Raw genomic sequence first — 21,581 nt, 5'->3', positions numbered from 1 at the left:
CGGATGGCCACCGCGGCGGTTGGCGATAGACTCGCCCGCGTGCTGACGATGCAAGATGCCCTCCGTACCCTGTCCGACTACTGGACCTCGCGCGGCTGCCTCACCTGGCAGCCCTTCAACACCGAGGTCGGTGCCGGCACGATGAACCCCGCCACCGTGCTCCGGGTGCTGGGACCGGAGCCGTGGGACGTCGCCTACGTCGAGCCCTCGGTGCGTCCGGACGACTCCCGATACGGCGAGAACCCCAACCGGCTGCAGCAGCACACCCAGTTCCAGGTCATCCTGAAGCCCGAGCCCGGCAACCCGCAGGAGCTCTACCTCGGCTCGCTCGAGGCACTCGGCATCGACCTCGACGCCCACGACGTGCGCTTCGTCGAGGACAACTGGGCCCAGCCGGCCATCGGCGCCTGGGGCCTTGGCTGGGAGGTCTGGCTCGACGGCATGGAGATCACCCAGTTCACCTACTTCCAGCAGGTGGGTGGCCAGGACCTGGGCCCCATCCCCGTGGAGCTCACCTACGGCATGGAGCGCATCCTGATGGCCCAGCAGGGCGTCACGCACTTCAAGGACATCGCCTACTCCCGCAAGCCCGACGGCAGCATCGTCACCTACGGCGAGGCCCTCGGGCAGCAGGAGTACGAGATGAGCCGCTACTACCTGGATGACGCCGACGTCGACGTCAACCAGCGGCTCTACGAGGCCTACGTCTCCGAGGCCACCCGGATGGTCGAGGCCCGCCTGCCCGTCCCGGCCCACCAGTACATCCTCAAGTCCTCGCACGCGTTCAACGTGCTCGACGCCCGCGGCGCAATCTCCACCACCGAGCGCGCCAAGGCCTTCGGCACGATGCGCCGCCTGATGCGCGACACGGCGGCCCTGTGGATCGAGCGCCGCGAGGAGCTCGGCTTCCCGCTGCTCAAGCAGGCCGAGGCGACCGAGCCCGTCGCACCCGCGCTGCCGGAGGTCGCCTCCGACGCGGCTCCCGAGACGTTCGCGTTCGAGATCGGCGTGGAGGAGCTGCCGCCGCACGTGCTCCCGCAGACCATCGGCGCTGTCCGGGACGCCGTCACCGCCGGCCTGGCCGCCTCCCGCCTCGAGCACGGCGAGATCACCGTCGACGGCACGCCGCGCCGCGTGTTCGTGGTCGTCGACGCCGTGGCCGCCCGCGAGCCCGACGCCGAGAACCTGCGCAAGGGGCCCAAGTGGTCCGCCGCGTTCGACGCCGACGGCAACCCCACCAAGCCGCTGCAGGGCTTCATGCGCGGCCAGGGCGTCGACCTCGACGCCGTCGTGAAGGCCGAGGTGGGCGGCAACGAGCACGCCTGCGTCCGCGTCCCCGCCCCGGGCCGCGGCGTCCTCGAGGTGCTCGCGAGCATCATCACCGACACCGTCACCGGGCTGCGCGCCGAGAAGAACATGCGCTGGAGCGATCCGGAGCTGTCCTTCAGCCGCGCCGTGCGCTGGGTGCTGGCGTTGTGGGGCGAGACCGTGGTCCCGGCCCGCATCTCCGGGCTCGAGACCGGCCGCAGGACTTACCTGCAGCGCGGCACCGCCGCGTCCCCGCAAGCCCGTCCCGACGGCACGGTCGTCGGCCACCACGACGTCGCAACCGCCTCCGACTACCTCGGGAAGCTGGCGGCCGGCCGCATCGCCGCATTCACAGAGCAGCGCCGCGCCGCCGTCGTCGAGCAGGCCACCGCACTGGCCACCGCCGCCGACGGCACCGTCGACTTCGAGGCGAATGCGGCCCTCGTCGACGAGATCACCAACCTCGTGGAGGAGCCCTACGGCGTCCTCGGCAACTTCGACGAGCGCTACCTCGAACTGCCGGACCGCATCACCACCTCGGTGATGGCCAAGCACCAGCGCTACCTTCCGGTACGGGCTGCGGACGGGGCGCTGCTGCCGCACTTCGTCACGATGGCCAACGGGCACTGCGACGACGCCGTGGTGCGCGCCGGCAACGAGTCGGTGCTCCGCGCCCGCTACGAGGACGCGCTGTTCTTCTGGAACCAGGACCTCGAGGCGGAGACGGTCGAGTCCTTCGTCCCCGGACTGGAGCAGCTCACCTTCGAGAACCGGCTCGGTTCGGTCGGCCAGCGGGCCAACCGGATCGCCGACGTCGCCAACCGGTTGGGCGAGGCAGTCGGCCTCGACGAGCAGGACGGGGCCACCCTCTCGCGCGCCGGCAGGCTCGCCAAGTTCGACCTCGCGACGGCACTGGTCACGGAGATGACCAGCCTCGCGGGCTTCGTCGCGCGGGAGTACGCCGTCCGCAAGGGCGAGCCGCAGGCCGTCGCCGACGCGCTCTACGAGATGGAGCAGCCCCACACCACGGCGGATGCCGTCCCGGCGTCCACGCCCGGCGGGCTGCTGGCGCTCGCGGACCGGTTCGACCTGCTGGCGGCTATGTTCGGACTCGGCGCCAAGCCGAGCGGCTCCTCGGACCCCTACGGCCTGCGCCGCGCCGCCCTCGGCGTCGTGCGGATCCTGCGCGAACTGCCGGCCCTGTCCTCGTTGACGATCCGCGCCGGGCTGGAGGCCGCCGCGGTCCGCCTGCGCGAGCAGGGGATCGAGGTCGGCGACGACGCCCTCGACGCCGCCGAGGCGTTCATCATCGGCCGCTTCGCCCAGTTCCAGCGCGACGAGGGTCTCTCCTCCGACGTCGTGACCGCCGTGGCTCCCTCGGCCGGGAGCCCCGGTGCGGCCGACGCCCACGCCCGGGCCCTGGTGGAACTCGCCGACGACGAGGGCTTTGGCAAGCTCGTCGAGGGAGTAGTCCGCATCTCACGGATCGTGCCCGACGGCACCGAGGCCTCCTACGACGAGGCCAGGCTCACCGATCCGGCCGAGCTGGAGCTCCACTCCGCGGTGTCCGCCGTGGAGAGCAGCGCCGACCTGCGTCGCTTCGCCGAGGTGGGCGCGGCCCTGGTGGCGCCGATCACGAGGTTCTTCGACGAGACCCTCGTCATGGCCGAGGACCCCGAAGTGCGCGCAGCCCGACTGGGGCTGCTCGCCACGGTCCTGGCCAAGGCGCCGCAGGGCCTCGACTGGGCAGCCGTGGACTCGGTCGCCAACTGACGCCGCGGTGGTGAGCCCGCTGGCCGGGTGCAGCGCCCCCGGAGGGGATCAGGCGAGGTAGGTGCGCCACAGGTCGCCGACGGCGCCCTCGTGGTGGTGACCGATGACCGTGAAGCCGTGCTCGAACATCGTTGGGTGCGAGCCTGCCATGACGTGCGGCCCGCCGACGAGACGCAGCATCTCGAGGTCGTTGGGCATGTCGCCGAAGGCCGCGCACTCGGCCGGGGTGATCCCGAGGTCCGCGATCACCTCGGACAGGGCGGTGCCCTTGCTGACGCCGGCCGCGCTGATCTCGACGGTGCCGTGCTCGGCACTCCAGGAGAAGGTGACCGTCAGGTCCTCGCCGGCCGCAGCGGTGACCACCTCGGCAAGTTCCTCGGTGTTCGCCCGCCGGGTGTGGGCGATGAGCTTGATGATCGGCTCCCGTGCCACCAGTTCCTCGAGGGTGCCGATGATGGGCTTGCGGTCCGGGATGTAGGGGAAGTCGTCGGCCACGCCCCAGTCCTCCTCGAACTCGACCCCGTAGGACATCTCGAGGTCCGTCGGCAGTTCGCCGGCGAGACGATGGACGACGGCCGGCGCGATCGGGTGGATGATCTCGGGCCTGGGGGAGGCCAGGCGGCCGATGGAGGCGCCGTTGCTGGCGATCAGGATGGGGTTGATGTCGCGCAGCCCGTCCAGTGGTGCCAGGTTGCGGCGCGGACGCCCGGTGGCGATCACCAGTTCGATGCCGGCGTCGTGGATCTGCCTGGCGGCTTCGAGGTTTCCGGGGTGTGGCAGGCCACCTTCGCCGAGGAAGGTGCCGTCCAGGTCTGTTGCTACGAGGGCGGGCTTCATGGACATGAGCCTATCCACTCGGCAGAAGGACTAGATCCACGGCCCTGGTGGGGCGGGCTAGAGCTTCTTGTTCGGTGACGGGTCCCCTGGTCCGGACTCGTCGCCGGAGGGCTGCATCATCGACGGGTCGTCCGACGGCGGGGGCTCGTTGCCGCTCGACTCCTCCGGGGAGGCGCTCTGGGACTCGCCCTCGGTCGGTTCCCCGCTGGTGGGCTCACCAGACTGCGGATCTCCCGAACCGTCGCTCGGGATCGGCGGGGGCGGGCTCACGGGGGGCTGGTTCTGGAACACCAGGATGGCCAGCAGGACTGCGACGGCGGCGATCAGGAGCATCAGCAGCCACGACACCAGCATCGAGATCCAGCCGGCGCGGTCCGAGCGGCCCGGCCACGGCAGCGGCCACAGCCGGGTGGTGCCGTGCTCCGTCCTGTCGGACCAGTGCAGCTTGTAGTCTGGGCCGGAGGGCTTGCCGAGCGGGGCAGTCAGTTCGAGGTCGACGGCGTGCAGCACCCGTTCGGCCTCGCCGACGGCGCGCAGCGTCCCGTCGAAGGCCATGGCCACCCAGGGGGCCAGGGGTTGGTGCTCGGCGACGATCGGGTCGTCGGACTCGTCGCGGAACCGGACCCCCATCCGGCCGTCGTCCTGCCCCTCACCGCCGCGCGCCACGACGGTGTCGATGTGCATCGCGTTGACCTCGCCGGAGAACCGGGCGCGGGCGGCGGCGTCGGAGGCGGCTCCGGCGTTGAGGAGGATGACCATGACCGAGTCGCTGTCGTCCTCGTGGGCGGAGAACGCCATGCCTGCCCTGGTGGCGGTGAGGCGGGAATCCAGCCAGTAGTCGCCGATCCGGACCGGGTCCTCGGGGGACAACGGATAGTGGGCCGCCAGACCCGACAGGGGGTCAGCGGGTTGCTGTGGTCCGGATGGCTCGCTCATCACCCCCTATGACACCACATTCCGATGCCAACCGGCTCTCCGGACGCGGCCGGGTGCATTCGTCGGGCTGTAGGGTTGTCCCGGGATCCACGATCCCGCAAGCGAGGAACCACCAGGAGTCAGTCAGTGAGCACACCAGCCGTCAGCCCGGCCCTCCCGGCCAACGTCGCCGATGCGTCCAAGCTGCTGGGCACAGCGATCAGCATGGTCCAGCGGGTCATCGTGGGCCAGGAACACATGGTCCAGCAGTTGATGGTCTCGTTGCTCGCGAAGGGCCACTGCCTGCTCGAGGGGGTGCCGGGTACCGCGAAGACGCTCGCCGTGCGTTCGTTCGCCACCGTCGTCGGAAGCGACTTCGCCCGCGTCCAGTTCACGCCTGACCTGGTCCCCTCCGACATCGTCGGCACCCGCATCTACTCCCAGAGCTCCGAGAGCTTCGAGATCGAGCTCGGTCCCGTGTTCGTGAACTTCGTCCTGGCCGACGAGATCAACCGTGCGCCCGCCAAGGTCCAGTCCGCCATGCTGGAGCTGATGGCTGAGAAGCAGGTCTCCCTCGGCGGGCAGACCTACCCGGCGCCGGACCCCTTCATCGTGATCGCGACACAGAACCCCGTCGAGTCCGAGGGCGTGTACCCACTGCCCGAGGCGCAGCGCGACCGCTTCCTGCTGAAGGTCGACGTGCCCTACCCGCGCGGCAACGAGGAGTTCGAGATCCTGCGCCGCATGAGCGTGCGGCCGCCGGTGGCGGAGCCGGTGCTGAACCCGGAGCTCGTGCGCCACCTGCAGGACATGGCCTCCAACGTGTTCGTCCACAACCTGGTCAGCGAGTACATCGTGCGGCTGGTGCTGGCCTCCCGCACCCCGGCGGAGTTCGGCATGCCCGACCTGGAGTCCGTCATCCAGATCGGCTGCTCCTCGCGGGCGACGCTGGGCCTCGTGGCCGCAGCCCGCGCCCTGGCGCTCATCAACGGCCGCGACTACGTGCTGCCCACCGACGTGCAGACCGTCGCCCGCGACGTCATGTCGCACCGACTGGTGCTCGGCTTCGACGCGGTGGCGGACAACATCCAGACCGCTGACGTGGTGGAGCGCATCCTCGCGATGGTGCCGGCACCCACCCCGGTGTGGAACTCCGAGCAGCGCCAGGCCAGCCACCAGCAGCACTCCCACCAGCCCGCGCGTCGATAGGGGGACCGTCTTGGCTGAGGTCTCCTTCTCGCCGCCGAGCGGCGCCCCGATGCTCGCGGTCCCGGCGGGCAACCGTGACGCCGGGGCGGCGACGTCGGTGCTCAAGGTCCCCGCGGGGCCGACCATCCCACTTAACCGCCTCGCCCCCGAGGCCGCCCTCCGGAGGCTCGAACTCACGGTCGTGCGCCGTCTGGAGGGCTTCCTCCACGGCGACCACCTCGGGCTGCTGCCCGGGCCCGGGTCGGACACCAACGACGCCCGGGTCTACCAGCCGGGGCAGGACGACGTGCGCAAGATCGACTGGGCGGTCACGGCTCGCACCACGGTCCCGCACGTGCGAGACACGATGGCTGACCGCGAGCTCGAGATCTGGGCCCTGCTGGACGTCACGCCGTCGATGAACTGGGGCACCGAGGGCATCACGAAGCGCGACCTGGGCATCGCCGCCATCGCGACGATCGGGTTCCTCAGCCAGAAGATGGGGGACCGCTTCGGCGGGATGATGATGTTGCCCGACCGCGTCAAGCGGCTCCAGGCCCGTTCCGGGCGCAACGCCCTGTACGCCCTGCTGCGCAAGCTGCTGACCGAGCCCATCGTCCCGGACAACGCCCCCGGCGGCCTGGAACTCGCCGACGGCATCGAGCAGCTCGCACGCTCCCAGCGCCGCCGCGGCATGCGAGTCGTGGTCTCGGACTTCCTCACCGCAGGCGACCACGAGCTCAACCCCGACGTCGAGCCCTCCTGGGAACGGGCCATCCGACGCCTCGCGGTGCGCAACCAGGTACTGTGCATCGAGGTCATCGACCGCCACGAGATGGAGTTCCCCGACGTCGGCGAGATGCTGATCCGGGACCCGGAGACGTCCTTCCGCCGCTACATCAACACCTCCGACCCGGAGGCGCGGGCCCGCATGGACGCCGCGACCCGTGCCCAGCGGGAGCGGGTGAAGGTGGCGATCCGCCGTGCCGGCGCCGGCCACATCCAGCTCCGCACGGACCGGGACTGGGTCACCGACATCGCCCGCTTCGTCCTCAACTACCGCCGCGTGGCGAGCATGCTGCACCAGCCGCCGCAGGGGGTCAGCAAGTGATCCCACAGCTGGTTCCCCTACTGCTACCCGAGTTCAAGACGCCCGAGCGGCTCTGGGTGCTGGTCACCCTGCCCGTCCTCGTGCTGCTCTACATCCTGCTGATGCGCATGAAGGGCAGGGTGTCGTTCCGCTTCACCAACACCGGGGTGCTCGGCTCGGTCGTCGGCTCGCAGCGCCGCTGGACGCGCCACCTCGCGGTGGCGATGAGCCTGTGCTCGCTGGTGGCCCTCGGCCTGGCGTGGGCGCAGCCGCTCGGGACCGAGAAGGTGCCGCGCGAGCGCGCGACCGTCGTCATGGTGGTCGACACCTCGCTGTCCATGCAGGCCGAGGACGTTGAACCTGACCGGCTGGCGGCCGCCAAGCAGGGTGCCCTGGACTTCGTCAACGAGCTGCCCGACGGCTACAACGTCGCGCTGGTTTCCCTGAACGGCACCCCCCAGATCAAGATGCCCCCGTCGACCGACCGGGGCGCCTTCGAGCGGGCGCTGATGGCCCTGCAGCTCGAGGAGGGCACCGCCATCGGCGAGGCCATCACGGTCTCGCTGGAGGCGATCGAGCAGGCCCCAGTGGGCGAGGACGAGGAGTCGCCGCCCGCGATGGTCGTGATGCTCTCCGACGGCACCAACACCGTCGGTGCCGGACACTCAGGCCCCGCCGCGGCCGCGAAGGCGGCGGAGGTGCCGGTGTTCACGATTGCCTACGGGACGCAGAATGGATACGTCGACGTCGACGGGGCCCGCGAGAACGTGGCCCCGGACGTCGCCACGCTGAAGGCCATCGCGGAGGAGACGGGAGGTACGGCAGTGAACGCTGACAGCGCCGACTCGCTCGCCGATGCGTACCAGGAGATCGGGTCCTCCGTCGGTTACGAGGAGGTCGCCAAGCCGATCACGGCCCAGTACGCGTTCGGCGCACTCGGCTTCGCGATCGTCGCCGCACTCGGCGCCGTGATGATGGCCGCGAGGTGGCCGCGATGACGCTGCTCGCGCTCGAGTTCCTCGCCCCCAACCGCCTGTGGGCGCTGCTGGTGATCCCACTGGTGGCCGTCTTGTACCTCGTGCTGTCGGGCAAACAGACCAAGGCCAGGGTCTCCGACCGGCTGAAGCTCGTCCTGCCCAAGGACGCCGCGTGGAAGCGGCACGGTGCCGTGCTGCTGGCGCTGCTCTCGCTGGCGTCCCTGATCATCGCCTGGGCGATGCCCAAGGACTACGCCAACCAGCCGCGCGACCGGGCCTCCGTCGTCGTGGTCATCGACGTCTCCTGGTCCATGGAGGCCACCGACGTCGACCCCAACCGGCTCGACGCCGCCAAGGCTTCGGCCAAGCAGTTCGTGATGAACCTGCCCGAGCGCTTCAACGTCGCCCTCGTCTCCTTCGCCGGCACCGCCAACGTGGCAGTCCCGCCGACCATCGACCGCGGCGCGGTCACCCGGGCGATCGACGCGCTGAAGCTGGCCCCCTCGACCGCCACCGGCGAGGGCATCTACGCCAGCCTGGAGGCGCTCAAGATGGTCCCGCCGGACCCGGACGACCCGGACTCGGTGCCGCCCGCGGCGATCGTGCTCCTGGCCGACGGCGCCACCAACATGGGACGCAATTCGGCCACGGCCGCCGAGAAGTCGAAGGAGCAGGGCGTTCCGATCTACACGATCGCCTACGGGACCCAGGACGGCTGGGTGGAGTCCAACGGCCAGCGCCAGCGCGTGGCAGTGGACCACTACGAACTCTCCGAGATCGCCAAGCGCTCCGGCGGCAAGAAGTTCTCCGCCGAGACCGCCAGCGAACTGCGCGAGATCTACGAGGCCATCCGCTCCGACATCGGCTACGAGCGCGTCCCGATGGAGGTCACCGACCGCTACGCCGGCCTCGCGATCATCTTCGCCATCGGCGCTGCCCTCGGCGTGATCTCACTCGGCGCCCGCTGGCCCTGAGCGGTTGAGACCGCCGCCGGGCAGCGCGGCGCGCCACCCGACCGGCGGAGAACCACACTCAGCCGATCACCACCGATCCCACGGTGGCGACGAAGCCCGCCTCCAGCACGTCCGTGCCGTCGCGGTCGGCGGTGGCGTCGAACACCACTGCCGGCGTGAACCGGCCGACGGCGACGTCGTCGGCGGTGACCGTGTGGCTGGCCGTGGTACAGCCGCGCGTGGCCCCGGCACCCAGGCCCTGCCAACGGCAGTTCGGCGTTCCCGTCGTCAGCGCCCCACTGAGGTTGCTGCTGCGGGGGAACACCGTCAGCGCCGAGGCGGTGTTGTTGGTGTAGTCGATCTCGAAGGTGAGCACGTCCCCGACGCTGGGCGTGACGGTCGTGTCCGTCCGGGTCATCGCCACGGAAAATGCACCGACCCCGGTACCGAACACCTGCAGTTCGCGGGCCGAGACCCACGTGTCGAGGGTGTTGCCGTAGCTGCCGATGACCTCGAGTCGCACGAACCTCGCTGTCCCCTGCAGTGGCACCAACTTCGAGGTGGCGTCGTCGACCCAGGTGCCCGACGCGATCTCCGTGAGGGAGGAGGCGTCGTCACCGGCCAGGACGCGGTACGCGGCCGGTCGGCCGTTGGAGGTGCCGCTGCCACCGGGGTCGTGCGGGACCAGGACCAGCGAGTCGAGCTCGACGGGCACGGGGCCCAGATCGAGGTCGATGTCGTAGGGAAACGCCACGCTGGAGCCCCACGGCGAGTGGAACGCCGTGGCGAGGTCGCCGTCGAACAGGTTCGACGACGGCTGCCCCGACTGCGAGGCGAGAGGCGCTGCCAGCACCACGTCCACGGCGGCGGTGGTGGCCGGACGCACGAGTCCCTCGAGAAGCGTGCCGTGTGCTTCCAACAACGCGGTGCGCCGGGCTGCGTCGCTCACCTGCGCGATGGCGTTGCGCAGTGCCGAGGCCTGTACCTCGAGCCGTGCTCCCGGATTCGCGACGGCGGTCGCCCGCAGCTGCGTCAGTGCCGTCTCCAGCGCGTCGGCGAACTCGTCGGCGACGTCGTTGCCGCCCCCGACCTTGACCAGACCGTGGCCGGTCACCTCGTACTGGGTGGTCACCGCGGTCGTGTTGAGCCCGGCCTTGTCGGCGCCCGTGTTGGCGTCGAGTTCGAGCAGCCTCCCCGAGTACTCCCGGTGCTTGATGGTGAGGATGCTGCCGATCCCGGCGGCCACCGTCGTGGCACGCTCGGCCTCCGGGCGCCCGGTGTCGCCGACGAAGCTGCGGTCGAACAGTGTGCTGGCCCCGTCGGTCACGGTGATCCTCGCGTACTCGTCGTTGAAGTAGACGTGCGGTGCGCCGAGGCCGTCGCTGATGGTGAATGACCCCGTCGCGGGGTCGTGGGAGACCTCGGCGAAGTTGCCGTCGCCCAGCCCGCGCAGCACGAACCGACTGCCGTTGACGTTGCTCGGCGCGGCCGTCGCGGGGTAGGAGACGTCCACGACGGTGGCTGCGGCGTGGTTGACCTGCACGCTCAGGCGTTGCGGCACGGTGCCGGTGACACGGTCCTGCGGGAACCTGAGGGTGTAGGTGCCGATCGGGAGCTTGCCGAAGTCCGCCCGGCCCGCCACGAAGGCTGCCTGGCCGACCTGCCGGGTGCCGGCCCACAGGGTGGCGCCACCGGCCTAGATGCGGGACGCGTCGGCGATCTCGGCGTCCACGGCCAGCGTCCCCGAGTAGCCCAGTCCCAGGAGGTCAGTGGTGGCCACCAACCTGCCCGGTGAGTCGAGGCCGAGTTTCGCGGCTGCGGCCGTGGCCACGGTGTGATCGCTGAAGTAGTCTCCCAGCGGCAGCACGGCGGGCAGGCGGTCCAGGTCTCGGATACCGGCCTCGACGTCGGCGCTTACCGGGAGGCCGAACTGGTCGAACCAGGGCAGGAGGTCGTAGCCGCGTGCCTGCCCCCAGAGTTCGGCGACCAGGTCGTTGCGGCTGGGCCAGCCGTTGAAGGACTCGTCGGCGCGCAGTTCCCTCAAACCGCGGTTGAAGCCCACGAAGCCGTCGGTGCCCGTGAGCTCGGCGATGCGGGCCAGTACGTCGAGCCGGAGCCGGACGTTGATCTGGTTGAACTCCTAGCCGCCGGTACTCGATCTGCGGGGCCGTGGGCCATTCGCGTGAGCGGGCGAACACGGCGCTGGCCTTGTTGGCGGTCAACGCCCGCCAGGAGCCGTCGACGGGCAGGGCGCCCTGCAGGTCCTGCTGGTGGTCGTCGGTGGTGAGTGCGATGTTCACGTCGGCGACGCCGTTGGTGACTCGCGCCTCGAGGACGGCACCGGCGTCGATGGAGATCCCGAGGGACTCGCGCATCATCCCGCGTCCCCGGTTGGTACCGAGTCGGGAGATGACGTCGTTGCCTTCGGCCAGCGGGGTCAGGGTCCGGGAGTGGATGACGGGGTCGGCCTTCGCGGCCGAGGGGGCGGCGAGCACCAAGGTGGTCGACAGCGCCCAGGCAAGCAGTAACGCGTACAGCGTCCTGGTCCTGCGGATGGGGAGTGACAAGGATTCCTCCAGCACCAATCGCGGTGTGACGACGGCATCTGCTCCCGCCCCACGTTGGACGGGCCGTGCCGCGCTCGCACGTTAGGTGCCCGGTGGGGTCAGTTCCCGGGCTCTGCGACGCATCGCTTACTGCATGTGATCAGACGTGTGATCACTGGGGCAGATTCTCGATCTCCAGTCGGGGGACGTCGGTGCTGTGCTCCATCCCGAACACCTGCTGCAGGAATGAGACCTTGGACTCCAGGGCCGTGCGCCTCGCGGCCATCGAGCGGAAACCGTGGCCCTCGCCCTCGAAAGTGACCAGCGCCAGCGGCTGCCCCTTGGCGCGGACGGCCTCGGCCATGTCGAAGGCCTGGTTCGGCGGCACCACCTTGTCATCCATGCCCTGCAGGATCAGCATCGGCGTGGAGAGGTTCTCCAGCTGGGTGATGGGGGAGCGCGCCAGATAGGTCTCCTCCGCCTCCGGCCACGGCCCCACCAGGGAGTCCGGGTAGCGGGACTCCGCCTTGTGGGTGTCGGTGGCCAGCGTGCGGAGGTCGCCGATGCCGTAGGAACTCATGCCCGCCGCGAACACGTCAGTGGTCACGAGCGACTGCAGGGTTGTGTACCCGCCGGCGCTGCCGCCCATGATGGCCACCCGGGCGGGGTCCGCGAGCCCGGCGGCGGTGATCTCACCGACGGCGGCGACGACGTCGCTGACGTCCAACAGGCCCCATCGGCCCTTGAGGCGGTCACGGTAGGCGCGGCCGAAGCCGGTGGAGCCGGAGTAGTTGACGTCCAGAACCGCGAAACCGCGTGACACCCAGAACTGGATCTCGCGGTCGTAGTCGGCGCGGGCGGCGCTGGTGGGACCGCCGTGGGTCTTCACGAGCAGCGGTGGGCTCAGGGCCTCGGCCGGCGCGTAGAACCACGAGTGCACGGGCCCGGCCTCGCCCTCCGACCAGCGGGCCTGCGGCGCCACAGCACCCGGGAGTGGGTCACCGCCGACGATCTCGTCGACCAGGCCGTCGGGCGAGATGTGGACCAACGACTGGGGACGCCTGGCCCAGCCGGCGATGACGTAGAGGTCCTCGTCAATGCTGGCGATGGACTCGATGAACGACGTGCCCGGCAGCAGCCGCGTGATGCCACCGGTGCTCGGCTGCCACAGGGTGAGGGCCCCGGCGCCGTCGGCGATCTCGACGGTGGCCACGAGGTCGTCGTTGACGACGCACGCGGGCGGGGCGTCCAGCACCCAGGTCGGGATGTCGCAGTCACGCTCCACCGCGAAGTGCGTGTGGCGTTCCTGGTTGCCGTGGTACCAGTTCCAGTAGCCGCTCATGTCCGAGGTCCAGGCCAGCGCGGTCTGCAGCCACAGCGGATGCTGGGCGCTGGTGCCGTCGCCACCGGCGACGACCTGGATTTCGGACGGGTCGTCGAGGGAGCCGAGCATCACCTCGGAGCTGTCCCAGCTCATGTTGGGGTGCATCCACTGGAACCAGGCCAGCCGATGGCCCTTGACGACGGGACCGGCGTAGAAGTCGGCGCCGGTGACCAGCACCCGGCCGCCGTCCTCGTTGTCACCGTCCAGGTCGAGCGCGACGATCTCGGTGCGCGGTTCCGGCGCGGCGGCGTGGTCCTCGCGCACGGCCACGACGATGCGACGATGCGGCGCCAGGTGCAGGCCGCCGAAGCGGAACCGCTCCTGCGAGGGGGTCAGCGGGCGGCGCGCCTCGCCCTCCAGGAGCCACAGCCTCTTCGTGGTGTCGTCAACCCACACCACCAGGTCCTCGGCAACGTCATAGGCGCCGCCGCCGTACTCCATCACGCGCGAGCGGACGTTGGCCTCGGGCGTGAGGTCGGTGGTGCCGCCCGCGTGGAACCGGCGGATGGTGGTCCGGTTGTCCTCGGTGGCGATGCTGGCCAGCCAGTGGACGCCGGAAGCAGAGGCCCGAACCTGGCGGATCTGGTCGGTACCGGTCAGGGCTTCGTCGATGGAGATCTGTGCGCTCACCAGCCCATGTATACCTGACCGGGGCGGATTTTTCCCTTGCCGCTTGTCAGCGCGGAGCCAGTGAAGCCGTCGGCGGTCCGCGCAGGTCAGGGCTGGGCAGTTGTACTCGCTGCCGGGCTGGGGCAAGATGGTCTGACTGGCTCGGATGGATCGCAGGGGAAGGCAATCCCGCCGAGACCAGGAGGAACTGAAGATGACCGCACGCATGTCTGCTGTGAGTCAGCCGAAGGCGCGAGGGATGGTGTTCATCCACTCGACGCCGGCAGCGCTGTGCCCCCACGTCGAGTGGGCCGTCGGCGCCGTCCTCGACAACCAGGTCTCCTTCGAGTGGGACGAACAGCCCGCCGAGCGTGGGTCGCGCCGCGCCGAGTTGTCCTGGGTCGGGAGAGCTGGATCCGGGGCCGAGCTCGCCAGCAAGCTCGGCGCGTTCCAGCGCCTCCGCTTCGAGGTCACCGAGGACGCTTCCCCCGGGGCCGATGGCCAGCGCTTCAGCTTCACCCCCACGCTCGGGGCCTTCAGCGCCACCACGGGGGTGCACGGCGACATCCTCGTCGGCGAGGACCGCATCAAGCGCGCCGTCGCCAACGACGCCCTCGGCGGGGAGAGCCTCCACCGCGCACTCGAGGGCCTGCTCGGTGTGCCGTGGGACGAGGAACTCGACGTCTTCCGCTATGCCGGCGACGACGTGCCCGTGCGCTGGCTGCACCAGGTGGTCTGACCGTTCAGCCGACCAGCCACGAGTGCAGGGCGACGAGTTCCTCGGCGAACTCGCCGGCGTCGTGCCCCTCGCCCCAGTAGGACCCCAGGGTGCCCCGGAGGCGCAGACCCAGCCCTCGGGCCTCGTCGTTCAGGACGCAGTTCGGGGATTCCGCCCGGACCGTGTCCTGGGCGTCGGCGGAGGAGAAGTAGTAGACCTCGACAGTGCACCGGACTTCGCCGATGACAACCGTTCGCTGGCCTTGGTCATGGAGTCCATCCGCGCCGACGGTGAGCCACGGGACAGGCGGGGCGAGCGATCCATTGACGATCGTCAGGCGCACGGTGGCCTCGCCGTTCGGACCCCCGTAGGCCACCTCGGCCCCGTCACCGCCGTGCGCGAACCGGTGGAGCTCGAGTTGCCGCCGCAAGTACTCGTCGTAGCGATCGCGGAGTTGGGTGCCCATGCGCGCGGGGCCGATGTCCTCGCGCGCCAGTCCCAGCACCTCCTCGGGGAAGGTGTCCCACGTGACGGCGATCGGTTCAGGTGTGCCGGTACCTGCGAGGAACCCTGCCGCCGTGATGCCCGCCCCGAGGACAGTGCCGATGATCCCGGCCATGAGCAGGCGGTGTGACGGGGGCCGGGAAGTTGCGGCCCCCGTCGCGGCGTCGTCGCCCAGCAGCACGACGACGGGTTCGTCCTGGTGGTCTTCCTCCGGCATGTACGACAGCCTAGCCAGCATGCGCACCGCGCCGGCTGCAACCACTCACCGGAGCACCGTTGTCCACGAGCTTGGCAACTGTGCCTTTTTTCACGCTGCCATTCACCCGGTCGGGACCCCCTGCTCGGCATCGCTACGCTGTGGGCATGGACTCACCGATCATGCGCACCCTCATGGCCACCATGTTCACCGTGGTCCTGGTGGTGGTGACGTTCATCGTCGCCGGAATCACCGTCGGCAACGCGATCGGACGCCTGGGAATGGTGGTTGTGCTGATGGCCGCCGGCATCGGGTGGTGGGCGGTGGGCCAGAAGCTGTTCCGGGTCGACCGGCGCCGCTGACGGCCACGACACACGAGCAGGACGCCCCCGGCCTGAGTTGGCCGAGGACGTCCTGCGGGCGGTTGTCAGTTGGTGTTCTGGTTCGTCACCGCGATGGCGACGTTGTGGCCGCCGAACCCGAACGAGTTGTTGAGCGCGGCGAGGTCGCCCTGCGGCAGTTCACGGTTCTCGGTCGCGATGTCGACGCCCAGGCCGGGCTCGAGGTCGTCGACGTTGATGGTGCCGGGCACCACGCGGTCGTGCAGGGCCATCACTGTTGCGAACGTCTCGAGCGCGCCCGCGGCACCGAGGAGGTGGCCCGTCATGGACTTGGTGCCCGTGAGGATCGCGGAGGTGTCGTCGCCGAGGGACTTGCGGATGGAACCTGCCTCGGTGGTGTCGCCCTGCGGCGTGGAGGTGGCGTGGGCGTTCACGTGCACGATGTCGCCGGCAGCCAGGTCCGCCTCGGCCAGCGCGCGCTTCATGGCCAGCGACTGGCCGTAGCCGATCGGGTCGGGCTGCACGATGTCGTGGGAGTCGGCGGAGATGCCTGCCCCGGCCAGGGTGCCGTAGATCCGGGCGCCGCGGGCTCTGGCGTGCTCGAGGGTCTCGATGACCATCAGCACTGCGCCCTCGCCGAGGACGAAGCCGTCGCGGTTGATGTCCCAGGGCCGGGAGGCGCGCTCGGGCTCGTCGTTGCGGCGGGACAACGCCTGCATGTTCGCGAAGGATGCGATGGGCAGCGGATGGATGACCGCCTCGGTGCCACCGACCACCGCCACGTCCGCGCGGCCGAGGCGCAGCATGTCGATGCCCAGCGAGATCGCCTCGTTCGAGGAGGCGCAGGCCGACACCGGGGTGTGGATCCCCGCCCGGGCGCCCAGCCGCAGGCCGAGGTTCGCTGCGGGGGCGTTGGCCATCAGCATCGGGATGGTGAAGGGGGAGACCCGGCGGGCGCCCTTGTCCTTCTGCACGTCCCACTGCGAGAGCAGCGAGTGCAGGCCGCCGATGCCGGTGGCGCAGGCCACCCCCAGCCGGTCACGTTCGACGGGATTGTCCTCCTCGAGCCCGAAGCCGGCGTCGCGCCAGGCCTCGAGGCCGGCCACGAGGGCCAACTGGGACGAGCGGTCGAGACGACGCGCCTCCACGCGGTCGATCAGCTCGCTGGGCTCGACGGCGGCTGGCGCAGCGATGCTCACCGGCAGCCCCTCCACCCAGTCCTGGGTGAGGGTCCTGACGCCGGAGCGGCCCGCGAGCAGGCCCTCCCACGTCTCCTTGGCAGTGCCGCCGAGGGGTGTGGTGGCACCGAAACCGGTGACGACTACGGTGGTCGCGCTCATGTCTGGCTCCTGGAGGGGTGAACGGCTGGGGGTGTACGGGTCAGCTGGCGGCGCGCTCGATGTAGGCGACGGCGTCGCCGACGGTCTTGAGGTTCTTGGAGTCCTCGTCGGGGATGGAGACGCCGAACTTGTCCTCGCAGGCGTAGATGATCTCGACCATGGACAGCGAGTCGACGCCCAGGTCGTCGACGAAGGACTTGTCCAGCTGCACGTCCTCGACAGCGACGCCGGCGACGTCGTTGACGATCTCGGCGAGGTCGGTGCGGATTTCTTCGGTGCTTGCCATGTTGGCTCCCTTTCAGGTGGTGGTGGTTGTGATCAGGGTAGGACGATGCTCTGGCCGGCGAAGACCAGACCTGCGCCGAAACCGATGATCAGTGCGGTCTGACCGCTGGTGGCCTCGCCCGATTCGAGCAGGGCCTCCATCGCCAGCGGAATGGAAGCCGCAGACGAGTTGCCCATGTTCACGATGTCGCGTGCGACGACGACGCTCTCGGGCAGCTTCAGGTGGCGCAACATCGAATCGGTGATCCGGTTGTTGGCCTGGTGGGGGATGAAGACGTCGAGGTCCTCGGGCTGGAGCCCGGCGACCTCGAGGGCCTCGAGGGTCTTGCCCGCGATGTAGGTGGTGGCCCACTTGAACACGGTGCGCCCCTCCATGTGGATGTAGGGCGGCTCGCCGCCGCGGTCCTCGCGCCAGTCGTCGATCTCGATGATCTCGTGCTGGTCGGGGTTTGAACCCCACACGACCGGGCCGATGGCCGGCGTCTCGGAGGGGCCGACGACCACGGCGCCGGCGCCGTCGGAGAACAGGAACGCCGTCGAGCGGTCCTTGATGTCGATGAAGCGGGACAAGAGCTCCACGCCGATCACCAGGACGTGACGGGCCTGGCCGGTGCGGACCATCGCCTCGGCGGAGGCTACGCCGTAGCTGAAGCCTGCGCAGGCGGCCGAGATGTCGTAGGCCGCGGGGTTGCCGGTCAGCCCCAGTTCCGCGGCGACGATGGTCGCCAGCGACGGGGTCTGCTGGAAGTGGGACACCGTGGACACGATCACACCGTCGACGTCGGCCAGGTCCACGCCGGAGCGCTCGATGGCCTTGCGCGCGGCGGCGGCGGCCAGCGACAGGGCGGACTCGTCCTCGGTGGCCCAGCGCCGCTCCTTGATCCCCGTGCGCTGCGTGATCCACTCGTCGGTGGAGTCGATCATGGTGCACATCTCGGCGTTGTCGACGACACGGCTGCCGCGGGCGCCGCCCACGGCCATGATGCGCGCGTACTGCGCACCCTGCGAGGTCTTCATGGTCAAGTCGGTCTCCTCAGGCTTGCGCGGGGTTGTCGCCGGCGTGTGCGGCCACGAAGGCCCGGGCGTCGTCGATCTGGTCGGGGGTGTTCAGGGAGAAGAGCTCCACGCCCTTCAGGTTGCGCTTGGCGATCCCGGTGAGCGTACCGGACGGGGCCAGTTCGAGCAGCCCCGTGACGCCGTGTCCCGCCATCGTCTCCATGCACAGGTCCCAGCGCACGGGGTTGGCCACCTGTGCGACGATCCGCTCCAGGGCGTCGCGGCCGCTGGCGACCAGGGCACCGTCACGGTTGCTGACCAGCCGGGTGACCGGCTCGGCCACCGCCACGTCCGCCACCACCTGCTGCAGGTGCGCGACTGCGGGCTGCATGTGGACGGTGTGGAAGGCGCCGGCGACGCTGAGGGGTACCAGGCGGGCCCGGCGCGGCGCGTCCTCGGCGAGTGCCGCGAGTTGTTCCACCGTGCCGGCGGCCACGATCTGGCCGCGGCCGTTGTTGTTGGCGGGCGTGAGGCCCGCGCGGTCGATGGCGGCGAGCACGTCCTCGGGCTCGCCGCCAACGATCGCGGTCATGGAGGTGGGCCGGGCGGCGGACGCCTCGGCCATGGCGCGCCCGCGTTCGCGGACGACGACGATCGCGTCGGTGTCGGAGAGGACACCTGAGAGGGCGGCTGCGGTCAACTCGCCCACGGAGTGGCCGGCGACGAGGGTGTCCGCCGTGAATGCGGCCGTGCCGTCGAGCGCGAGCGCGGTCACGATGCCGGCCGCGACGAGGAGCGGCTGCGCCACGGCGGTGTCCCTGATCGTGTCCGCGTCTGCCCCGGTCCCGAAGTGGGCGAGGTCGAGCTCGCTGGCCTCGGCCAGCGCGGCGAGCTTCTCAGCGAAGCGGGACTCGGCGAGCCAGGGGGCCAGGAAGCCGGGGGTCTGGGCGCCCTGTCCGGGCGCGACGATTGCAAGCACGGTTCTACTGTGCCCGTCGGGGCGCCCGGGTGCCGGACCGGATGGCACGAATTTCTCAAGCACCGGTTTGTGGGGTTCCCACAAGTCGGCCCAGGGTGATGGCCATGCGCAGCACGTACGCCTCCCGGGCATCGGCGGGGTTGTAGCCGGTCACGTCCTGGATGCGCTTCACGCGGTAGCGGACGGTGTTGGGGTGGATGAACAGGGCACGCGCAGTGGCTTCCGTGGAGGACCCGCTGTCGAGGAAGCCGACGCAGGTTTCCAACAATTCCTTCGACCCGCGCAGCGCCCCGTAGATGTCGTGGGCGAGGGTGCGGCGCGCGTGGCCGTCGCCGGCGAGGGCGCGCTCGGGCAGCAGGTCGACGGAGAGCATGGTGCGGGGTCCCTCGGGCCAGGCCTTCGCGGCCCGGAACCCGGAGGCGGCGGCGCGGGCGGACGAGGGCGCCCCCGCGAGGTTGTCGGCGATGGGACCGACGATGACGTTGCCGTCGGCGAAGTGGTCCTCGAGTTGCGAGATCAGGTCGCAGGTCTCGACGGGCTCTGTGATGCGGGCGCCCCCGAAGATGCACACGAGCCGGTCGCCCTGCGGGGCTGCCAGCATCTCGAGTCCGAGGTGGCGGGCGGCGCGGCGCAGGTCCTCGATCCGGGCCTCCTTCGGTGCGGCGGCGATGGCCACGACCACCTTCGAGCCGCTCGGCCAGCCGAGTGTCGAGGCGCGGGACAGGACGGACTCGTCGGTCTCGGCGCGCACTACGGCGTCGATGACGGTGGCCTCGATCCGCGAGTCCCATGCACCGCGGGCCTCGGCGGCGCGGGCGTAGATGGCCGCGGCCCCGAAGGCGATCTCCCTGGAGTAGTGGACGATGCCCAGCAGCAGCGCCTGCCTGTCCCCCCGGGGGAGCAGGTGCTGGATCTGTTCCTCGACCACCTCGGTGGTGGTCCGCACCAGGTCCACGGTCTGCTGCAGCGAGATCCTGCCGGCCATGGCGCGCGGTGCGGCGGCGAAGACCGACTCGGGTTCGAAGTCCTCGCCGGAGAGCCAAGTCACGAACCCGTCGATGCCGCTGCGTGCCAGCAGGTTGATCCAGGACCGGGACTCGGCGTCGAGTTGCGTGAACCACTCGTGCCTGGACTCCATCGCGGCGAGGGTTGCGGTGTTCATGGTGGACGTTGCGCCGCGCAGGCGTTTCAGCATGGCGGCGCGGGTCCGGGTGGAGCCCACCTGGGAGGGCAGGGTGCCCGCCCTGGGGCGCTGCGTCGAGTCCATCCCGACACCCTAGTGGCTGCCGCGGTGTGGAGGCGTCAGCGGTGGCCCCGCCCCTCGTCGACGAGGCGCTTGTCGACGATGGTGGTCACCGGGTTCTCCCAGTCCTCGCCCTTCCACGCCTTCACGCCGGAGACGATCGTCAGCACGAACCAGGACACGCCCCAGATCCCGGCGAGGAAGCCGAGGTTGAAGATGCCTGCGGCGATGCCGAGCACGGCACCGATCACCCAGGCGATCACCTGGAAGTTGAGTGCCTTGGCGGCCTCACGCCTGACTGCGGTGCCCTGGCCGGCGAACAGCCAGACGGCTCCGGGACCGAAGGGGCCGAACGGGAGTGCCGAGAGGTGGGTGAGACCGGCCACCGGTCCGTCGGCGTGGCTCCGCTGGAGGGCAGTGCCCGCGAGCCCGGCGCGGACCAGCGGCATCGTCGGTGCTGTGAACGGGGTCTGGGGACGGAAGCGCACGAGGCCCTCGAGGGACTGGTTCAGTTCGAGACGGGTGCGGGCGTTCAGTGCGAGGTCCAGACGGCGTTCCAGGTTGGGTTCGTCGAGCCGGCCCTCCGCGTAGGCGGCCTGGATGGCCGTGATGGCGGCATTGCGTTCCTGGTCCGAGACGCGCATGTTGGTCGAGGTGCTCATGGACTCAATTCTCGTCGCCCCGGTGCCCCGGCACCATTGGGATTGCCCCTGATCCGACCCCGGTCCCGACCCCTGACCGCGGTCGACGGCGACGGCTCCTCAGGGCAGATCCTTGACCATCTCCAACTCGCGCCGGGTGGTGTCCAGGGGGTAGGGCTGGGTCCTGCCGCTCTCCACGAAGCCCATCCGCAGGTAGAAGCTGCGGGCGGCGCCTGAGTCCTCGTGCACGTCCAGGTGGAGCCGGTGGTGGCCCCGGTCGAGTGTCCACGCCTCGATTCCCGACAGCAGCACCTCCGCGAGACCGCTGGACCGGTGTGCGGGTGTCACGTACACCTCCAGCAACCAGACCCTCGCGGGAGCGGGGTGGAGGTACTCGCGGGCGGCCATCTGGCCGACCCAGACACCGTCAACATCGACGGCGACCAGTAGCGCGGAGTCGTCCATCAGTGCGGAAGCCAGTCTGGCTCGCCAGCGTTCCCGGCCCCACGTGCGCACGTCCTCGAGCCGGTCGCCGAAGGACTGCGGGGCGTCGGCCAGCATTTCAAGTCGGAGGCGTCGGGCGCGCTCCCACTCGTGCGCCTGCGCAGGCCTGACCTCGGGATCCACGCCATCAGGCTAGCCCCCGCCCGCCCACTGGGGCCGGCCCCGCTGGTCGCGTGTCGAGACCACACTCGGGCAGTGGGGGCGGGCGGATTGTTAGCAAAAAGAGACCTATGCGCTGCCCCAATGCATCCCCG

At 70.3% G+C, this 21,581-nt stretch carries 19 protein-coding genes and 1 pseudogene; 7 read left to right on the top strand and 13 right to left on the bottom strand.

The window, feature by feature from the left end; translation table 11 throughout:
* Positions 1-48: 48 nt before the first annotated feature.
* The gene (locus tag FOJ82_RS00790; protein ID WP_221933022.1) at positions 49-3,081 is read left to right on the top strand and encodes a glycine--tRNA ligase; all 3,033 of its coding nucleotides are present in this window, start codon (positions 49-51) and stop codon (positions 3,079-3,081) included.
* Between the two features lie 48 nt (positions 3,082-3,129).
* Here the strand turns inward: FOJ82_RS00790 and FOJ82_RS00785 are convergent, their stop codons facing one another.
* Both FOJ82_RS00785 and FOJ82_RS00780 read right to left on the bottom strand, forming a co-directional pair.
* Positions 3,130-3,918: an HAD hydrolase family protein gene (locus FOJ82_RS00785; protein WP_185975562.1), complete on the bottom strand. Its 789-nt coding sequence runs from the start codon at positions 3,916-3,918 to the stop codon at positions 3,130-3,132.
* 57 nt (positions 3,919-3,975) lie between these two features.
* Positions 3,976-4,854, bottom strand: coding sequence for a hypothetical protein (locus tag FOJ82_RS00780; RefSeq protein ID WP_143936566.1), 879 nt, complete (start codon positions 4,852-4,854; stop codon positions 3,976-3,978).
* A gap of 180 nt (positions 4,855-5,034) precedes the next feature.
* Between FOJ82_RS00780 and FOJ82_RS00775 the strand changes: the two are divergent.
* The 4 genes and pseudogenes from FOJ82_RS00775 to FOJ82_RS00760 all read left to right on the top strand — a co-directional run.
* Positions 5,035-6,042 (top strand): annotated as a pseudogene (locus FOJ82_RS00775) (AAA family ATPase); the annotation flags it as partial.
* Positions 6,043-6,091: 49 nt separating this feature from the next.
* A complete protein-coding gene (locus FOJ82_RS00770) occupies positions 6,092-7,132 on the top strand; it encodes a DUF58 domain-containing protein (protein ID WP_143937351.1) in 1,041 nt (346 codons plus the stop codon).
* 8 nt (positions 7,133-7,140) lie between these two features.
* On the top strand, positions 7,141-8,109 hold the full coding sequence (locus FOJ82_RS00765; RefSeq protein WP_425472470.1) for a VWA domain-containing protein: 969 nt from the start codon (positions 7,141-7,143) through the stop codon (positions 8,107-8,109).
* Entirely contained in the window at positions 8,097-9,062 is a 966-nt protein-coding gene (locus tag FOJ82_RS00760; RefSeq protein ID WP_143936563.1) for a VWA domain-containing protein, read from the top strand. Before FOJ82_RS00765 ends, FOJ82_RS00760 begins: the two co-directional genes overlap by 13 nt.
* 58 nt (positions 9,063-9,120) lie before the next feature.
* Here FOJ82_RS00760 and FOJ82_RS00755 read toward each other — a convergent pair whose 3' ends face one another.
* The 3 genes from FOJ82_RS00755 to FOJ82_RS00745 form a co-directional block, all read right to left on the bottom strand.
* Positions 9,121-10,683: a putative mucin/carbohydrate-binding domain-containing protein gene (locus tag FOJ82_RS00755; RefSeq protein WP_143936562.1), complete on the bottom strand. Its 1,563-nt coding sequence runs from the start codon at positions 10,681-10,683 to the stop codon at positions 9,121-9,123.
* Between the two features lie 54 nt (positions 10,684-10,737).
* Positions 10,738-11,103: a hypothetical protein gene (locus FOJ82_RS00750; protein WP_143936561.1), complete on the bottom strand. Its 366-nt coding sequence runs from the start codon at positions 11,101-11,103 to the stop codon at positions 10,738-10,740.
* A 656-nt stretch (positions 11,104-11,759) separates the two neighbouring features.
* Complete coding sequence (locus tag FOJ82_RS00745) at positions 11,760-13,601, bottom strand: alpha/beta hydrolase family protein (protein ID WP_143936560.1); 1,842 nt, start codon at positions 13,599-13,601, stop codon at positions 11,760-11,762.
* Between the two features lie 193 nt (positions 13,602-13,794).
* Here FOJ82_RS00745 and FOJ82_RS00740 point away from each other — a divergent pair, with 193 nt between their 5' ends.
* Complete coding sequence (locus FOJ82_RS00740) at positions 13,795-14,319, top strand: DUF3145 domain-containing protein (RefSeq protein WP_143936559.1); 525 nt, start codon at positions 13,795-13,797, stop codon at positions 14,317-14,319.
* Between the two features lie 4 nt (positions 14,320-14,323).
* On the opposite strand, the gene FOJ82_RS00735 is transcribed toward FOJ82_RS00740, so the two are convergent.
* Complete coding sequence (locus tag FOJ82_RS00735) at positions 14,324-15,019, bottom strand: hypothetical protein (protein ID WP_143936558.1); 696 nt, start codon at positions 15,017-15,019, stop codon at positions 14,324-14,326.
* A gap of 146 nt (positions 15,020-15,165) precedes the next feature.
* On the opposite strand from FOJ82_RS00735, the gene FOJ82_RS00730 reads away from it, so the two are divergent.
* A complete protein-coding gene (locus tag FOJ82_RS00730; RefSeq protein WP_143936557.1) occupies positions 15,166-15,360 on the top strand; it encodes a hypothetical protein in 195 nt (64 codons plus the stop codon).
* Between the two features lie 65 nt (positions 15,361-15,425).
* Here the strand turns inward: FOJ82_RS00730 and FOJ82_RS00725 are convergent, their stop codons facing one another.
* The 7 genes from FOJ82_RS00725 to FOJ82_RS00695 form a co-directional block, all read right to left on the bottom strand.
* Positions 15,426-16,679 (bottom strand): beta-ketoacyl-[acyl-carrier-protein] synthase family protein, encoded by a 1,254-nt coding sequence (locus FOJ82_RS00725; RefSeq protein WP_143936556.1) that lies wholly within the window; start codon positions 16,677-16,679, stop codon positions 15,426-15,428.
* Positions 16,680-16,719: 40 nt separating this feature from the next.
* Positions 16,720-16,965 (bottom strand): acyl carrier protein, encoded by a 246-nt coding sequence (locus FOJ82_RS00720; RefSeq protein WP_143936555.1) that lies wholly within the window; start codon positions 16,963-16,965, stop codon positions 16,720-16,722.
* Positions 16,966-16,997: 32 nt separating this feature from the next.
* The gene (locus FOJ82_RS00715; RefSeq protein ID WP_143937350.1) at positions 16,998-17,981 is read right to left on the bottom strand and encodes a beta-ketoacyl-ACP synthase III; all 984 of its coding nucleotides are present in this window, start codon (positions 17,979-17,981) and stop codon (positions 16,998-17,000) included.
* Between the two features lie 16 nt (positions 17,982-17,997).
* Positions 17,998-18,939, bottom strand: a complete 942-nt coding sequence (locus FOJ82_RS00710) for an ACP S-malonyltransferase (RefSeq protein WP_143936554.1) — start codon at positions 18,937-18,939, stop codon at positions 17,998-18,000.
* Between the two features lie 55 nt (positions 18,940-18,994).
* On the bottom strand, positions 18,995-20,134 hold the full coding sequence (locus FOJ82_RS00705) for a PucR family transcriptional regulator (RefSeq protein ID WP_425472469.1): 1,140 nt from the start codon (positions 20,132-20,134) through the stop codon (positions 18,995-18,997).
* 107 nt (positions 20,135-20,241) lie between these two features.
* Positions 20,242-20,844: a DUF1707 and DUF4870 domain-containing protein gene (locus tag FOJ82_RS00700; protein ID WP_143936552.1), complete on the bottom strand. Its 603-nt coding sequence runs from the start codon at positions 20,842-20,844 to the stop codon at positions 20,242-20,244.
* 99 nt (positions 20,845-20,943) lie between these two features.
* Positions 20,944-21,450, bottom strand: coding sequence for a GNAT family N-acetyltransferase (locus FOJ82_RS00695; protein WP_143936551.1), 507 nt, complete (start codon positions 21,448-21,450; stop codon positions 20,944-20,946).
* Positions 21,451-21,581 lie beyond the last annotated feature (131 nt).

It is taken from the genome of Tessaracoccus rhinocerotis, from assembly GCF_007197885.1.
In the GTDB taxonomy this organism is placed as follows: Bacteria; Actinomycetota; Actinomycetes; order Propionibacteriales; family Propionibacteriaceae; genus Arachnia; species Arachnia rhinocerotis.
The sequence above is the reverse complement of the archived record's forward strand: the minus strand, read 5'-3'. Positions and strand labels throughout refer to the sequence as shown.

What these genes read in the sequence shown, in the direction of transcription:
- FOJ82_RS00725 (WP_143936556.1), bottom strand. Translation starts at nt 16,679, where the DNA reads ATGAGCGCGACCACCGTAGTCGTCACCGGTTTCGGTGCCACCACACCC.
- FOJ82_RS00720 (WP_143936555.1), bottom strand. Translation starts at nt 16,965, where the DNA reads ATGGCAAGCACCGAAGAAATCCGCACCGACCTCGCCGAGATCGTCAAC.
- FOJ82_RS00730 (WP_143936557.1), top strand. Translation starts at nt 15,166, where the DNA reads ATGGACTCACCGATCATGCGCACCCTCATGGCCACCATGTTCACCGTG.
- FOJ82_RS00770 (WP_143937351.1), top strand. Translation starts at nt 6,092, where the DNA reads ATGCTCGCGGTCCCGGCGGGCAACCGTGACGCCGGGGCGGCGACGTCG.
- FOJ82_RS00735 (WP_143936558.1), bottom strand. Translation starts at nt 15,019, where the DNA reads ATGCCGGAGGAAGACCACCAGGACGAACCCGTCGTCGTGCTGCTGGGC.
- FOJ82_RS00740 (WP_143936559.1), top strand. Translation starts at nt 13,795, where the DNA reads ATGACCGCACGCATGTCTGCTGTGAGTCAGCCGAAGGCGCGAGGGATG.
- FOJ82_RS00785 (WP_185975562.1), bottom strand. Translation starts at nt 3,918, where the DNA reads ATGAAGCCCGCCCTCGTAGCAACAGACCTGGACGGCACCTTCCTCGGC.
- FOJ82_RS00705 (WP_425472469.1), bottom strand. Translation starts at nt 20,134, where the DNA reads ATGCTGAAACGCCTGCGCGGCGCAACGTCCACCATGAACACCGCAACC.
- FOJ82_RS00780 (WP_143936566.1), bottom strand. Translation starts at nt 4,854, where the DNA reads ATGAGCGAGCCATCCGGACCACAGCAACCCGCTGACCCCCTGTCGGGT.
- FOJ82_RS00700 (WP_143936552.1), bottom strand. Translation starts at nt 20,844, where the DNA reads ATGAGCACCTCGACCAACATGCGCGTCTCGGACCAGGAACGCAATGCC.
- FOJ82_RS00790 (WP_221933022.1), top strand. Translation starts at nt 49, where the DNA reads ATGCAAGATGCCCTCCGTACCCTGTCCGACTACTGGACCTCGCGCGGC.
- FOJ82_RS00715 (WP_143937350.1), bottom strand. Translation starts at nt 17,981, where the DNA reads ATGAAGACCTCGCAGGGTGCGCAGTACGCGCGCATCATGGCCGTGGGC.